General features: G+C 37.2%; 16 protein-coding genes. 2 read left to right on the top strand and 14 right to left on the bottom strand.

All coding sequences use genetic code 11. The features are described from left to right. Positions 1-81: 81 nt before the first annotated feature. On the bottom strand, positions 82-1,440 hold the full coding sequence (gene eno / locus ACSKY2_RS09425; protein WP_489839963.1) for a phosphopyruvate hydratase: 1,359 nt from the start codon (positions 1,438-1,440) through the stop codon (positions 82-84). A gap of 300 nt (positions 1,441-1,740) precedes the next feature. Between eno and ACSKY2_RS09420 the strand changes: the two genes are divergently transcribed. Next, positions 1,741-2,406 (top strand): hypothetical protein, encoded by a 666-nt coding sequence (locus tag ACSKY2_RS09420; RefSeq protein WP_489877570.1) that lies wholly within the window; start codon positions 1,741-1,743, stop codon positions 2,404-2,406. 186 nt (positions 2,407-2,592) lie between these two features. On the opposite strand, the gene tpiA is transcribed toward ACSKY2_RS09420, so the two are convergent. The 13 genes from tpiA to ACSKY2_RS09355 form a co-directional block, all read right to left on the bottom strand. Further along, positions 2,593-3,372 (bottom strand): triose-phosphate isomerase, encoded by a 780-nt coding sequence (gene tpiA, locus ACSKY2_RS09415; protein WP_489877569.1) that lies wholly within the window; start codon positions 3,370-3,372, stop codon positions 2,593-2,595. A gap of 206 nt (positions 3,373-3,578) precedes the next feature. Then, positions 3,579-5,258, bottom strand: coding sequence for an alpha-glucosidase (locus tag ACSKY2_RS09410; protein WP_489877568.1), 1,680 nt, complete (start codon positions 5,256-5,258; stop codon positions 3,579-3,581). Between the two features lie 377 nt (positions 5,259-5,635). After that, positions 5,636-7,363 carry a phosphoenolpyruvate--protein phosphotransferase gene (gene ptsP, locus ACSKY2_RS09405; protein ID WP_489877567.1) on the bottom strand — a complete coding sequence of 576 codons (1,728 nt, stop codon included), beginning with the start codon at positions 7,361-7,363 and terminating at the stop codon, positions 5,636-5,638. Positions 7,364-7,402: 39 nt separating this feature from the next. Next, positions 7,403-7,669, bottom strand: a complete 267-nt coding sequence (locus ACSKY2_RS09400; protein WP_489839968.1) for a phosphocarrier protein HPr — start codon at positions 7,667-7,669, stop codon at positions 7,403-7,405. Between the two features lie 185 nt (positions 7,670-7,854). Continuing rightward, positions 7,855-8,040 (bottom strand): protein YkzS, encoded by a 186-nt coding sequence (gene ykzS / locus ACSKY2_RS09395; RefSeq protein ID WP_489839969.1) that lies wholly within the window; start codon positions 8,038-8,040, stop codon positions 7,855-7,857. 33 nt (positions 8,041-8,073) lie between these two features. After that, entirely contained in the window at positions 8,074-9,045 is a 972-nt protein-coding gene (locus tag ACSKY2_RS09390) for a beta-ketoacyl-ACP synthase III (protein WP_489877566.1), read from the bottom strand. A gap of 91 nt (positions 9,046-9,136) precedes the next feature. Beyond that, on the bottom strand, positions 9,137-9,751 hold the full coding sequence (locus tag ACSKY2_RS09385; RefSeq protein WP_489877565.1) for a histidine phosphatase family protein: 615 nt from the start codon (positions 9,749-9,751) through the stop codon (positions 9,137-9,139). A gap of 109 nt (positions 9,752-9,860) precedes the next feature. Then, complete coding sequence (gene trxB / locus ACSKY2_RS09380) at positions 9,861-10,817, bottom strand: thioredoxin-disulfide reductase (RefSeq protein ID WP_489877564.1); 957 nt, start codon at positions 10,815-10,817, stop codon at positions 9,861-9,863. A 240-nt stretch (positions 10,818-11,057) separates the two neighbouring features. Beyond that, positions 11,058-11,933 (bottom strand): UTP--glucose-1-phosphate uridylyltransferase GalU, encoded by an 876-nt coding sequence (gene galU / locus ACSKY2_RS09375; RefSeq protein WP_489877563.1) that lies wholly within the window; start codon positions 11,931-11,933, stop codon positions 11,058-11,060. Between the two features lie 7 nt (positions 11,934-11,940). Further along, positions 11,941-12,960, bottom strand: a complete 1,020-nt coding sequence (locus ACSKY2_RS09370) for an NAD(P)H-dependent glycerol-3-phosphate dehydrogenase (protein WP_489877562.1) — start codon at positions 12,958-12,960, stop codon at positions 11,941-11,943. Positions 12,961-13,068: 108 nt separating this feature from the next. Beyond that, complete coding sequence (hprK, locus tag ACSKY2_RS09365; protein WP_489877561.1) at positions 13,069-13,998, bottom strand: HPr(Ser) kinase/phosphatase; 930 nt, start codon at positions 13,996-13,998, stop codon at positions 13,069-13,071. Positions 13,999-14,017: 19 nt separating this feature from the next. Continuing rightward, complete coding sequence (locus tag ACSKY2_RS09360) at positions 14,018-14,398, bottom strand: phage holin family protein (RefSeq protein WP_489877560.1); 381 nt, start codon at positions 14,396-14,398, stop codon at positions 14,018-14,020. A gap of 142 nt (positions 14,399-14,540) precedes the next feature. Then, positions 14,541-14,711, bottom strand: a complete 171-nt coding sequence (locus ACSKY2_RS09355) for a type II toxin-antitoxin system RelB/DinJ family antitoxin (protein WP_489839977.1) — start codon at positions 14,709-14,711, stop codon at positions 14,541-14,543. 555 nt (positions 14,712-15,266) lie between these two features. Here ACSKY2_RS09355 and ACSKY2_RS09350 point away from each other — a divergent pair. Further along, on the top strand, positions 15,267-15,716 hold the full coding sequence (locus ACSKY2_RS09350; RefSeq protein ID WP_489877559.1) for a universal stress protein: 450 nt from the start codon (positions 15,267-15,269) through the stop codon (positions 15,714-15,716). Positions 15,717-15,859 lie beyond the last annotated feature (143 nt).

Here is a 15,859-nt window from a genome sequence, read left to right as displayed (position 1 = left end):
TAGCATAACATAGGTACTTAATTGTCTCAATAAAAAAATGGAACTAGCTGAAAAACAGCCAGTTCCATTTTTTTAAATCAATTATTTTGCTTCGTAATTAACAATTGCATCACGTGCAGACTTGTCAATATTGTAAAAGCTGTTAATACCTTTGTACTCAGCAACCTTATCAGTCAACAAATCTTCGATACGCATCAATTGGTTATACTTAGCAATACGGTCAGTACGTGACATTGAACCTGTCTTAATTTGACCAGCATTTGTTGCCACAACCAAGTCAGCAATCGTTGTATCTTCAGTTTCACCTGAACGGTGTGAAACAATCGCAGTATAACCAGCTTCCTTAGCCATTTCGATTGCTTCAACTGTTTCAGTCAAAGTTCCGATTTGGTTAACCTTGATCAAAATTGCATTTGCAGCACCCTTAGCAATTCCTTTTGCCAAAAAATCTGTGTTTGTCACAAAGAAATCATCACCAACGATTTGTACTTTGTTACCTAGACGAGTAGTTAGCTTAGCCCAGTTATCCCATTGCTCTTCATCGTTCAAGTCTTCAGCTTCAGCCAAAGGATCCTCAACAGAAACAACAGGGTACTTCTCAATCAAGTTTTCTAGATAATCAATAAACTCATCAGTTGTGTATTCCTTCTTATCAGGCTCACCAGCTAATGTGTAAATCTTCTTATCATGATCGTAAAACTCTGATGAAGCAACGTCAAAAGCAATAGCAACATCTTTACCTGGCTTGTAACCAGCACGTTCAATGGCCTTCAACAAGTATTGGAATGGTTCTTCGTTTGAAGTGAAGTTAGGTGCAAATCCACCTTCATCACCAACAGCAGTTGAGTGACCTGATTCCTTCAACAGCGCTTGCAATGCATGGAATGTTTCTGAACCCATACGAATAGCTTCAGCAACCGACTTTGCACCAACTGGCATAATCATAAATTCTTGGAAATCTACAGAATTGTCAGCGTGAGCGCCACCATTAACAACATTCATCATTGGTGTTGGCAAAACCTTTGAGTTAAAACCACCAAGGTAGTTATACAATGGTGTTCCTAATTCATCGGCAGCGGCACGTGCAGCAGCGATTGATACACCTAGGATTGCGTTAGCACCTAACTTACCCTTATTTGGTGTACCGTCTAAGTCAATCATTGTACGATCCAACAAAACTTGATCAGTCACATCCATACCAATCAATTTGTCCTTGATTACTTTGTTAACATTCTCAACAGCCTTCAAAGTTCCCTTACCAAGGAAACGGCTCTTGTCACCATCGCGTAGCTCAACAGCTTCGTTAACACCAGTTGAAGCACCAGATGGCACGATACCACGACCAAAGCCACCTAATTCAGTGTAAACTTCAACTTCAACAGTAGGGTTACCACGTGAGTCTAAAACTTCGCGTGCATAAATATCAGTAATTGCAGACATGTTGTCTTCTCCTTACTTATTCTTGAAAGTATAGTTATATGGGAATATCCCTCGAAACTTATTGTAACATAATTCACAGTATATGCTAACAACGACGTCTGTAAGTTTAATAAGCGCTACTAAAAAATCATATTTTTTTCATATTTCACGATCAAAGTCACTAATATCACTCATTATTTGGCACAAGTCATTATTTTGCAAGTTATTTGTTGCTATTTTGTCATACGATTGACTATCATGTAATTGCTAAGCACGTTAAACTATATTAATCATATTATTTTATTTTGGAAAGGAGGATTTATGAAGCGCGCATTTTTCACCATTTCATTATTAATCATTTTATCAATTATTATTCCAATTGGCTTTCTTAGCACTTCACAAGCTTTTTCGGGTTGGTTAACCAATCCTATCGAACAAGCAGCTCATCTACAATCACAAAAACAAGCGGCTGTTGAATCATCATCAAATTTGAAACGCTTTAGTTCTCGATTGGTTGCTAATGGTATTTCAAAATTTTCTAGTAGTAATCAAGTTGGTGCCAGTGCTGGCACTATTGCAATGACTTCTTCAAAGTCTTCGCACAATTCAGCGATGCAAAGTCCACCGAATGACAGTTCACCTGCAATGAGCTCACAAAGCCAAAGCAGTGCAACATCAAGTCGTGAGACGAGCTCAGTTGCCTCTCATTCATCAAATATACCTAGTTCTTCTAGTACCAACACATCGTCTACAAGTAGTAGTTCCAGTTCTTCTAGTGATAGTTCTTCAAATAGTTCTAGTTCAGATGCTAGTTCCGAATCTGAAGATAGTTCTAGTTCTTCAATGAGCGGTTCAACTAGCAATTCATCTAGCGATAGTTCTGAAAGCTCATCATCTGTCTCGAGCAACAATGACTCAGATGCCTCAGATAATGGATCTGCCGTCGTTATTCCAAATCCAGACACAGCTATCTCATCGGTTGGGTAGTATCTAATCCCCTAAAAAGAATAAAAAGAATTGGAACATCAGTTGCTATGTCCAACTGAAGAGGGCGTCAATCTATTAGTCGGTAGATTGACGCCCTTAAACGTGTTCTAAAAGACTGAAACATCGCTGTAACAACAATTAATTTCAGAACGTCTTTTGTCTCACTCTCTTTTCAATTGATATTGATTATGCTAATTCTCGCTTTGCTTGCTCAGCGAGGCTGATTAATTCAAGAAAAGTCGCTGCATCTAATGCAGCATCCCCCACTAATACACCATCAATGTCTGGTTGCTTTAGCAAGTCATAGGCATTTGTCGGTTTCACTGAACCACCATACAAAATGCGAATATGATCAGCAATGTCTTGGTCAAACATATCAGCAACCGTTTGACGAATCACACGTAAACTTTTTTGTGCAATCTCTGGACTCATGGCTTGTCCTGAGCCAATTGCTGCCGTTGGTTCATACGCTAACATTAATCGTCCCATTTCTTCACGTGTGACTCCTTTTAAGGATTCAACAACTTGGTTAACGATCCAATGCGCATGGTCGTTTAAAGATTCTAATTGCACAGCTTCATCAATTGCAATAATTGGTGATAACCCATTACGTAATGCAGCCAATGTCTTCAAGTTAACCATCTCATCTGTTTCGCGAAAATAATTTCGACGTTCAGAATGACCAATGATAACTTTGCTGATTCCTAAATCAGCAAGTGCTGCTGGACTAGTTTCCCCCGTATAGGCTCCCTTATCCTGCCAATACATATTCTCTGCACCAATTTCAATTGATGTCCCTGCTGCAGCAATTACCATTGCATTCAATAAAACATCCTGTCCCGCTAACACTGCATCAACGTTTGGATAATCAGCTAATTTTGGTGTTACTGCTGCAATATATTGTTTAACCTCACTTGGCAATTTATTCATTTTCCAATTTGCCATAACAATTGGTCGTCGTAACATTATCTTTTACCACCCCTCATCGTGCTTGTCTTGATTATACCACGCTTATGTACCAATTCAGATTTGACGATGAATAAAAATTATTAATCAGACAATAAATTTGGGCGAAAACCCCTATGTAAAGAAGTTAGTTGCGTGTAAAAAAGAATTGATTTTTTTTTTTAAACATATAGACAATTATGATAACGAGCCTTAAAATTTTTTAATTAAAACTGGCCTATCACGATAGCTGAATAACCAGACATCTCAATCGTATTTTCCTTCATTGTGATGTCTCCAACTTGGCTAAGTACCTTACCATATCTATCACTACCAAATTGTATTGTTTTCGGACTTAAGTTAACAAGGACTGTTAATATTTGATTTTTGAGTTTTCTTTGATATCCAACGACTGTATCAGGTAATGATACCATCGGTTCAAAATCACCAGTCGTTATCACGGATTCCCAGTCTTGATCATGATGCAATTGTCCTAGTTGCTTATAGTAATTTAGAACCGATCGTGGTTCATCTATTTCTTCTCGGACATTGACACCCTCCCTATCAGTTCCCATCGTTAACCACGGTGTCACATCAGAAAAACCTGCAAATTTTGAATCATCCCATTGCATTGGTACTCTGGCATTATCACGAGATTTATCATTGATTGCTGCTAAAGCATCCTTTTTTGAATAACCATCTTTGAGTGCCATTTGATAATTATTAATCGATGACACATCATTAAATTCAGTAATATCATGACGCTCAAAATTTTTCATTCCAATTTCTTGTCCTTGATAAATAAATGGTATACCTGGTAAAAAGTAATACATCGTTGCTAAAGCTTTTGCTGCATCTGACGTCTGATATTTTTTGTTAGGAATTAATTTTGACAAGACACGTGGTTGATCATGATTTTCCAACACATTTGCCAAGGTACCCTTATCTTGGAACGCAACTCGTTGTGATTCAAATAATGCCTCACGTAGCTCTTTTACTGTCCACTGTCGACGACCTCGGTACCACTCATCAGAGTTTTTCACATCAATATTCATATATGAAAAATCAAAGATCATTGAAAAGTAACCATCTGGACCAATATATTTACCTAAGTCTTCTTCAGGCACACCATATGCTTCACCAACAGTGATTGCATCATACTTATCAAATGTTGTCGCCTTTAATTCATTTAAGAAAAGATCAATACCCGGGCGATTTTGCCCCTTCTTTATAACAGAAACTAAGCCATCACTACCATCAGCTGGCAGACTTGCCCAGTCCAAATCTTTTTTCAAATGCGTAATTGCATCAACTCTGAAACCAGCAACACCTAGTTCAAGCCACCAATTAATCATTTGATAAATTGCTTGTCTTAATTTCGGATTTTCCCAGTTTAAGTCTGGTTGCTGTGATGCAAATGTGTGAAAATAATAATTCCCTGGTTCTCCAGGGACGGGTTTCCAAGTTGAACCACCGAAAATACTGCGCCAATTATTTGGCGCTTTACCGTTATCACTTTGCTTAAAAATATAGTAATCACGATACTCACTATCAGGATTCTCCAACGCATCAATAAACCATTGATGCTGATCAGAAGTATGGTTTACCACTAAGTCCATGATAACCTTGATTCCTCTTTTTTTTGCTTCGTATAAGAATCGTTTAAAATCAGCCAACGTACCAAATTGTAGATCAATATCTCGGTAATCAGAAATGTCATACCCCATATCAACCATCGGTGATTTGTAGATTGGCGATACCCAAATCATTGTGACCCCTAATTCTTGGATATAGTCTAAATGATCAATCATCCCTTGAATATCACCAATCCCATCATGATTTGTATCCTGAAAAGATCGTGGATAAATTTGATAAACAACCTCGTTTTGCCACCATTTTGTAGACATCTACATGTTTCCCCAAATATTTATTAATGGTTTTAGCATATCGGAGTTTGACTGAACATTCAATACTCTGCTACCCATCAAAGAAAACGCTTCCAAATAAAGATAAAACTCGTTTATTATTAATGAATTGTATATTTTTTTTTATAAATACAATTTAATTTTAAATATATTTATAAAGTTTAATTAACCATCATTTCAAGGAATTTCATGTTACCGATAACATTTTGCAACGTGGCAATCATGTGCCTCATTAAAAAATGATTAATGTCATTAAGCCTTAATAAGGATCCCCTGATATGATTATTTCCTAGTTAATTTTACAGATAAAAAAAACTGTCTCAGTTACTTAACCAAGACAGTCTTATTAATCAGCATAATTATTCGACTGTTACAGTACTTTTTACTAAAGCAATGACTTCATCATTTGTTTCAGCATCAACTGCCTTTGCGGCCAGTTCAGCCATATCCTTTGTATCCAACTTCTTCATTAAAGAACGTGCCTGTAGAATAGACGTTGCTGACATTGAGAATTCATCCAATCCCATACCAACAAGAATTGGCAAGGCAATTGGATCCCCCGCCATCTCACCACACATTGCAGCAAACTTGCCGTACTTATGTGCAGAATCAATCACATTCTTAACCAATCGCAAAATTGATGGATTGTATGGCTGATACAAATATGACACACGATCATTGCCACGATCAGCAGCCATTGAATAACCAATTAAATCATTTGTTCCAATTGAGAAAAAGTCTACTTCTTGTGCAAACTTATCAGCTAAAACTGCTGCTGCAGGAATTTCAATCATGATACCCAACTTGATATCATCTGAAACGGCAATACCTTCTTCGACTAATTTTGCTTTTTCTTCTTTAAAGATATTACGAGCAGCCCGAAATTCTGGTAATGTTGCGACCATTGGGAACATAATCCACAATTGACCATAGACAGAAGCTCGCAATAACGCACGCAACTGCGTCCGGAAAATGTCATCACGATCTAATGAAATACGGATAGCACGATAACCCATAAATGGATTGTCTTCTTCTGGCAATGGCAAGTATGGCAGATGCTTATCTCCACCAATATCCATTGTACGAACAGTAACTGGCTTACCATCCATGCTTTCTAGAACTTTCTTGTATGATTCAAATTGATCTTCTTCAGTTGGTAGTTCTGACGAATCCATATATAAGAACTCTGTACGATAAAGGCCAACGCCCTCAGCACCATTTTCATTGACACCATCAAGATCTTTTGGCGTACCAATATTAGCACCAATCACAAAATTCTTGCCATCAGCAGAAACAGACTGTTCATTCTTTAACTTCGCCCACTCTGCCTTCTTAGCTATATATTGGTCTCCTTTTTCTTGGTAAACTTTGACTTCTTCCGTCGTTGGATTTACCAAAGCAACCCCATCCAAACCATCTAAGACGACTGTATCGCCTTCAGCAATTTCTGCCGTTGCAACATCAGAACCGACAATAGCAGGAATCTCCAATGTACGAGCCATAATGGCAGCATGCGCTGTTCGCCCACCAACATTAGTAATAAAGCCCTTCACAAAACGACGATCTAATTGAGCCGTATCAGATGGTGTCATATCTTGTGCAACGATAATGACTTCTTCATCAATTAATGCTGGATTTGGTAAGTTCTTTCCTAACAGATGACTCATGACACGCTTTGTCACGTCACGAATATCGGCTGCACGTTCTGCCATGTATGGATTATCATCTGCCATACCTTCAAACATACTAATATACATATCAGTCACTGATTTAACAGCAGCTTCCGCATTTATCTTATCACTATCAATTTTGTCATTAATACCACTGAGTAGTTCTGGATCTTCCAGTACCATAATATGGGCAGTGAAAACTTCTGCTTCATCAGCACCCATTGATTTTTCAGCTTTTGTACGAATTGTTTCCAAATCTGCCTTAGAAGACAAAAAGGCCGCTTGAACGCGGTCTTTTTCCTTTTGAGAATCGTCAACTTTACGAGTCTCAAAAGACAGATCTGGGTCAACTAACTTATATGCTTTCGCAATTGCAACACCGTTTGAAGCCGCAATTCCTGTAATTTTATTAGTCATTTTATTTTCCCTTAAAATCTGTTTAATTCAGTTACAAAATTATTCTGTCAAACCTTCAGCTGACATCGTTTCTGCAATAGCTGCTAAGGCATCTGCCTCATCATCACCTTCAGCAGAAATCTTAACATCAGCATTTTGACCAACACCTAATGACATAACACCCATAATTGACTTCAAGTTAACATCCTTGCCTTGGTATGACAAAGTAACGTTTGATGAAAACTTTGAAGCTGCTTGAACCAACAAAGTTGCTGGGCGAGCGTGAATACCAGTTTCGGCTACAATGTGAAATTCGCGTGATTCCATGGTGATAATCTCCTCTAAATTTAAATATTATTCTTTTACTTTGGGTTAAGTTAAGTCATGCTTTCAACAATCTTTTTTAACCAACCTTCATAGGTACATTTTATCAGGTCTAAGATATAATCGCAAGCGCTTACATATTTTTTTCATAAAATATAATTTGGAATAGCTAACCTCTAAATTTTATTCTATGATGCTTCGTCATTTTTTGCTGTATAAGTAATTGTACCACCACGCTCGGCAATGCCCCTAATCGCATTTTGGTACGGATAATCTCGCCATACCACATAAAAATCGGAAAACTCTTTTGAAGTGACGATAAATTGATCTAATTCGCCTGATCTTAATTGATCTAACATTTGACTATAATCCATTTTGCCTCCTCAATATACATTATACAGCGATTATTAAAACTGACACAAGAGACTACCGTAAGTAAATCCAGCGCCAAAACCTGTTAGTAAGACTTTCTTACCGCTTAATGATACTTGATGTCTTAATTCATCTAACCCCATCGCAATTCCCGCCGAAGAAGTATTACCATACTTTGTCACATTCGTTGTAAATTTGGTCATAGGTTGTCGCAATTGATTAGCAATCATTTCAATAATTCTAAGATTAGCCTGATGTGGAATATAGTAGTCAATATCATCTGGCGTTAGACCATTTTCTGTTAAAAAGTGTCTCATGTGATTTGGAATTAACCGTTCGACTTCACTAAATACCTGACGACCTTCTTGGTGAAATGCTTCTGTTTTTGGATAATTTTCCGCCGATAATTCACGTAATGGCGAAATGCGACCTGAATGAACAACTTCATCATTACCAATCGTATGCATCTCTTCTGCAACCAACAATGATTGATTACTTGCTTCTAAAATAAATGCGCCAGCGCCGTCCCCGAAAAAGACAGATGATGCGCGATCTTTAAAATCCATCATTTTAGAATTTACTTCTGCTGAAATAACTAATGCATGTTTTGCCACACCAGAGCGTAAAAATTTATCTGCTGTACTTAAACCAAAAATAAAACCAGCACAAGCAGTAGAAATATCATAAGCCCATGCATTTTCTGCTTGTAAATTTTTTTGTACCAAAGCCGCTGTTGAAGGTGCCAAGCCATCTGGTGTAAATGTCGTGACGATAATTAAATCAATATCTGCTGGCGTTAGTTCAGTTTGAGCAAGTGCCTGTTTAGCTGCCTTAGTCGCTAAATCCGACGTATTTTCTCCTTGCAACGAAACATGCCTCGTTTTGATACCGGTATGTGTTTGTATCCATTCATCATTCGTATCCATAATTGTGGCTAAGTCATCATTAGTCACAATATCTTGCGGGACATAATGCGATGAAGCAACTAATCTTACGCCTTGCGTCATGCTCTGCTTCCTCCTAAGTACTATTAAAACAATTATACTCATGCAAACCACAAAAAAACATTAATATTTTAATAAAAAAAATATTTAGCCACTATGCACGGTTGTAATAATACAAATAACGATCACCAGCTAACGTTTGTGTTAATTTTGTCACACTCGCATTATCTGGTTCAGGTAATTTTTTTGTCGCGCTTGTGATGCCAAAAATTGTCATCACAACAGCTTTGATTGTAAAGCCATGTGTCACTACTACAATTTGATCGTTTGGCCACTGCTTTGTCATGTCATCCAAAAATGCTTTTACACGACGGACAACTTGTTCAAAGGTCTCGCCATCACCAGCATATTTTACATAATCAGGGGTGACATCATGTATGACTTGATCAAATACATCAGAATATTGATTTTGTAGTAAGCCATTCGACTGCCCATCCCATTGCCCGTATGAAATTTCTAATAGCCGATCATCAGTTGTCAGTGGCAATCGTTTACGGTGATTAAGAATTTTAGCTGTTTGGATCGTTCTATCTAACGGACTTGCTATTAACTGGTCAGCAAAGGAAAAATCAAATTTATCTGCCAAGCGTTTTACCTGTGCAACACCAAAATCGTTTAACTGCGTTATTAACGTATTAATTTGTCCCTGTTTTAGATTCTCAGCGTTAGCATTAGTTTGTCCATGACGTACAAAATAAAAAGTTGTCATTTACACATCCTTTATGAAATAAAAAGGTTGGAACAAACCAGATGTCCCAACCTTACAAAAAAGTCTACAAATATTGGCACGTGATACCAAATATCCAACTCTAAAACTTTTAACTATGTTCTGTCATTTTATGTTGTTGCATTTTAAAGTTTTCATTATATGAAAAAACATTTTGACCAGCAATCGCAGCATCACCTACTGCAGTTGTTATTTGACGTAGTTCTTTTTCACGAACGTCACCTAACGCAAAAATACCTGGTTGTGCCGTCTCCATACGTTCATTTGTTTGAATCCAGCCTTGTTCATTTGTAATACCTAAATCAGTGACAACACTTGAAACTGGTAAAACACCAACATAAATAAACACACCGGCTGCATCAACCGTATAAACTTCATCAGTGACATTATTGTGCACTCGAACACCAGTAACTTTTTTATCATCACCTAGAATTTCTTCAACTTCTGTATTCCAAACAAATTCAATCTTGTCGTTTGCAAAGGCACGATCCTGCAAAATTTGTTGTGCACGTAATTTGTCACGACGATGGAAAACTGTCACCTTATCGGCTAAGCCAGCAAGATATGTTGCTTCTTCAACGGCTGAATCACCACCACCAACAACGATAACATGTTGGCCACGGAAAAAGGCACCATCACAGACTGCACAATATGAGACACCTCGTCCTGTATATTGATCTTCACCTGGAACTGCTAGCTTCTTATAATCTGAGCCTGTCGCTACAATCACTGTATTGGTTGTGTACTCGTCCATATCAGTCACAACACGCCATGAGCCATCAGTTTCAGCCTGCACATGTAAAACAGTGCCAAATGCATACTCAGCACCAAACTGTGTTGATGACTGATACATTTTCTCGGCAAGATCTGGTCCTAAAATACTGCTAAAGCCTGGGTAATTTTCCACCTCTGCCGTATTATTCATCTGACCACCATAAATACCGCGATCAATCATTAATACAGATAAATTTGCGCGCGAAGCATAAGTTGCTGCCGTCATGCCACCAGGACCAGCACCTAAAATTATTGTGTCATAGTGTTGGGTCATAACAACACCTCCCCCTTCAAGTACTTCTAATAGAAGTCTTCTTAACTATCTACTATATTTTACATGCTTTTATCAAGAAAGCAAGAACTTTAACTTACTTTTTGTAATCAATATAGAATGATAACCAATCTACCACTTGATCACATTAGAAAAGGCTAACAGCGTAACCACCTAATATGGTCAGTTGTTAACCTTTGACTGTGTTGCACAAGATTGTCGTTATCTTAATAACTAATAACACTAATCCAATTTTTTAGCTAAATCTTTAATATATGCTTTCAAAGCTTCACCAGTTTGTGGGTGTTGTAGCCCAAATTCAATATTAGTTGTCAAGAAACCAATCTTTGACCCAATATCATAACGGTCACCTTTAAATTCATGCGCATAAACATGTTGACGCTTATTTAATGAATCAATGGCATCAGTTAATTGAATTTCATTTCCCTTACCTGGCTTTGTTTTCTCTAATTCTTCGAAAATCTCAGGTGTTAATAGGTAACGACCAATAATCGCTAAATCAGAAGGTGCATCTTCTGGCTTTGGCTTTTCAACAAAAGTATTCACTTGGTGCAAACCAGGTTCAACTTCTTTTTCAGGAGCAATCACACCATATTCTGACACTTGATCATGTGGTACTCGCATGACAGCCAAAGTTGACTCACCAGTTGTATTGTAACGATCAATCAATTGCTTAGTCAATGGTTCTTGATCACTCATCAAATCATCTCCAAGCATAACAACAAATGGTTCGTCACCAATAAATGACTTAGCTGTCAAAACAGCATCACCTAACCCGCGTGGGTGTGATTGACGAATAAAGTATAAATTGATATCCGTTGTCTCTTGAACGATTTTTAACAATTCATCTTTGCCTTTTTCACGTAAGTTATTCTCTAATTCCGGATTTGAATCAAAATGATCTTCAATAGAACGCTTTGACTTACCATCAACAATAACAATATCTTCAATGCCTGAAGCTAATGCTTCTTCAATAATAAACTGAATTGTTGGCTTATCAACAATTGGTAGCATTTCTTTTGCTAATGCCTTTGTTGCTGGTAAGAAACGTGTTCCTAATCCGGCAGCTGGAATAATTGCTTTACGTACTGGTTTCATGATAATTCTACTTCCCTTCTTGTGAGACTGGTCGTCCCATTAATAATTGAATTGCTTCTTTAACATCTTGATTTTCATATAACACATGATAAATAGCTGATGTAATTGGCATTTCAACGTGCTTTTGCTGTGCTAATTCGTGAGCAACTTTGGTTGTTGAAATACCTTCAATAACCATCCCCATATTGTCAATAATTTCGTCTAATCGCTTACCCTCGCCTAATTGCACACCCGCTCGATAATTACGAGAATGAACCGATGTTGCGGTTGCAAATAGGTCACCAACCCCTGATAATCCCATAAAGGTTATTGGGTTAGCACCAAAGGCTTGGCCTAAACGACTAATTTCAGCTAGTCCACGAGTGAACAATGCCGCTTTGGCATTTGCATCATAACCCAAACTTTCAAGTGCACCAGCACCGATAGCAATCACATTCTTTAGTGCAGCACCATATTCAGAACCAATAATATCTGTATTTGTATAAACACGGAAAACTTGATTACTTAGTGCTAATTGCACACGCTCAGCAGTTGCTAAATCGGTGCTAACTGCTGTAACTAGTGTTGGATCATGAACCATAACCCCTTCTGCATGTGATGGTCCTGAAATAACACCCAGGCCTTGTAGATAGGCTACTGGTACTTCTTCAGTCAACATTTCTGACACACGTTTGTATGTTTCTGGTTCCAATCCCTTAGTTGCAGCCATCAAAATAATCGGTTGTTTTAATTGTTTAAGAACCGTTACCAATTGCTTTGCAACTTCACGTGTTGCTTTGGTTGGCACGACACTCAATACAATGTCCGCATCTTGAATAGCAAATTTCATATCTGCTGTCGCAACAACGCCTTTATTAATTAGACTGTTACCAAGATACTTACTATTACGATGCTTCTGATTGATTTCATCAACTTGTGATGCGCGATGGCTCCAGAGACGAACATCGTGTCCATTTTCAGCAGCAACATTTGCCAATGCCGTTCCCCACGATCCAGCACCTAAAACTGCAATAATTTCGTTACCCACGAGATTCCTCCTTCTTATTGCATGAATGGCAATATCATAATAATACCATATTCTAATATCTTCGCAATTTTATCATTAATCAACTGCCATAAATCAACAATATTCTACTTACTTTGAATTTTCAGCAATAAGATTATTCAAATTATTATTAAAAGTTTCAGTGGCATCAAAGCCCATTTTCTTAGCTCGGAAGTTTTTTGCTGCCGTTTCAATCAACACCGCTAGATTTCGTCCAGCTTGTACAGGTAAAACGAACCGAGGTAAGTCGACACCTTGAATATTAATAATTTCTTCACCATTTCCTAAACGATCAACTTCTTGATCATCATGCCATTTTGCTAGATGCAAATTAAAGGCGATCGTTGCATGAGAACGAACAGCACCGGCACCAAACAAATCCATGACATCAATAATACCAACACCCCGTAACTCCATCAAATTTCGGAGAATTGCAGGTGGTTCCCCTACCAAACGTTCATCATCTTGTGCATAAACATCAACACGATCATCCGCAATTAAACGATGACCACGTTGCACAAGCTCCAATGCCGTTTCAGATTTACCAACACCTGAATCGCCTGTAATCAAAACACCTAAGCCATACATATCTACTAAGACACCATGAATAGATTGACGTTCAGCTAAACCACCACTTAAGAAATAAGTCATATTAGCTAAAATTTTTGAAGACGTTAATTCAGTAGCTAATACTGGAATATGTGTTTCGTCCGCCACCTGCATAAATTCTTTTGGTAGTTGTCGACCTGTTGAAACAACAAATGTTGGTGTGTTTGGTTGCATCATTTTTCTTGCAATGAGTAATAACTCTGCATGATTCATTCGATGAGCAAATGATGTTTCTGTAATGCCCATTAGTTGAATTCGTTCAGGTGCATAATAATTAAAATAACCCGTCATTTCTAGACCAGGTCTTGAAATATCTGGGGTTGTGATTTTACGGTCTAAATATTTTTCACCGGTGACGATTTTTAGACGCGTATTATCTAATAAATCTTTTACTGTTAATTCTTTTGCCATTTTCCAACACCTATCTTAACTATTGATTATTGTCTTTACTAAAATAACTCGAAATTATCATATTTACGACAGACATAATGATTGCAATGAATACAGCCCATCCAAAGCTAGCAAATCGAAAGCCATCACCGACAACCCAGGCTGTCAGCCACAACACCAGCCCATTAATAATTAAGCCAAATAAACCAAACGATAAAATGGTAAATGGCAATGCAAGCAAATGTAAGACTGGTTTCACGAGCGCATTTAAAATTCCCAAAATAACTGCAGCTAATATTGCGGTCCAAATACTTCTAATATATAGACCATCTCTAAATAATCCGGCCATTGCTAATAGCATAATCGTGTTAATAATAATTCGTTGCCAAAAAGAAAAATTTTTAAAAGTAACTGCTTTCATGTAAATCCTCCAGTTATTCCTAGCATCAGTATATCAAAATTATGCCTATATTTGGCTAAATATCCTACAATTTATCTAATACAAAATAAAAACCAGAAATGGAAATATCCATTCCTAGTATGATGGCAAATTCTTGATGACATTAATTGTTTTTAGCTCTAAATAAATCATTAAATGGTGATTCACCACTGTGAGCAACCTGGGTTAAAAACATCTTAACTGCTTGTTGTGTCGTTAACCCATTTTCTTTGAATACAGCATCTGCTGCATTACGAACATCCTCTTCAACGCGAATTTGAATTAATTTTTCCATGTGATACGTCCCCCTGTATCTTATCAGATATATTCAACTCACACCTCATTATATACCATTTCACAGAAAATAACTTAATCAAGTATAGATTTAAAATACAACTTATTAAGGTTTTGCACTTTTATAAAAAAATACACCGTCTTTTAAAAGACGGTGTATTTCATTTGGCATTGCTAAGATTGACGCGTCTTAGCTCACGTGATGGTTACCCATCAGTCAACGTACACCCATTGAAAAATTCAAAGGTAGTCATGTGCAGTTAAGCAAGTTCCACAACTTCCTTAACATCCTCCAGCAATTCGGCTGTTAATGAAGACCGTTTATCAAAGATCATTTAAAATGATCCTCTCGACTCATCGCATAAAGTAAATTATACCATGTGAAATTTAAAAAGCAAATTTTTTTATATTTGACACCTAAATACGGATTACATACATGTACCATTACTATCTAAATTTTAAGATGGCGCTTACAATAACCAGTTATTAGGTATATAATATAGGTATATAAAGTGATTTATGTGAATAACAATTATTTATAAGGATGGTGACTGCCATGACAGAAGATAAGATTGCATATAAGAATATTTTGGCGCCACTTGATGGTTCAAAAATTTCTGAGGCAATAGTTGAAAAAGCTGCTGCTGTTGCGATACGTAACCAAACTGCTTTAGATATATTATACGTCATTGATACTAATTCAATTTCTGGATTGGCTGGCATGTCAATTTCCGGCGATGTTGTTTATCAATTGGTACAAGATGCTGAAGAAAAGTTAGGTAAGTATGCAGAAATTGCGCATCAACAAGGCGCTCAAGAAGTTAATATCCATGTCCGATTTGGATCACCAAAGACTGTCATTGCACGTGACTTCCCTAAGGATCACGATACCGGTTTGATTATGTTAGGTAAGTCAGGGTTGAACACTTTGGAGCGTTTACTCGTTGGTTCAGTTGCAGCTTTCGTTGTTCAAAATGCAAAAGTAGATGTTTTGATTGTGCAATAAACATAAAAATACCAGCCCGATTGCGGTTGGTATTTTTATTATCCAATTATAAATATTTTGCTTGCTATTAATAGTCACAATGGATTTTTATTAAAATTAAGTTATAATTATTTTATATTTTTAATCATAAGAAGAATTAGAGG

Source organism: Weissella sp. ESL1156, assembly GCF_058505625.1.
Note: the sequence above shows the minus strand (reverse complement) of the source record. Positions and strands in the feature narration are given on the sequence as shown.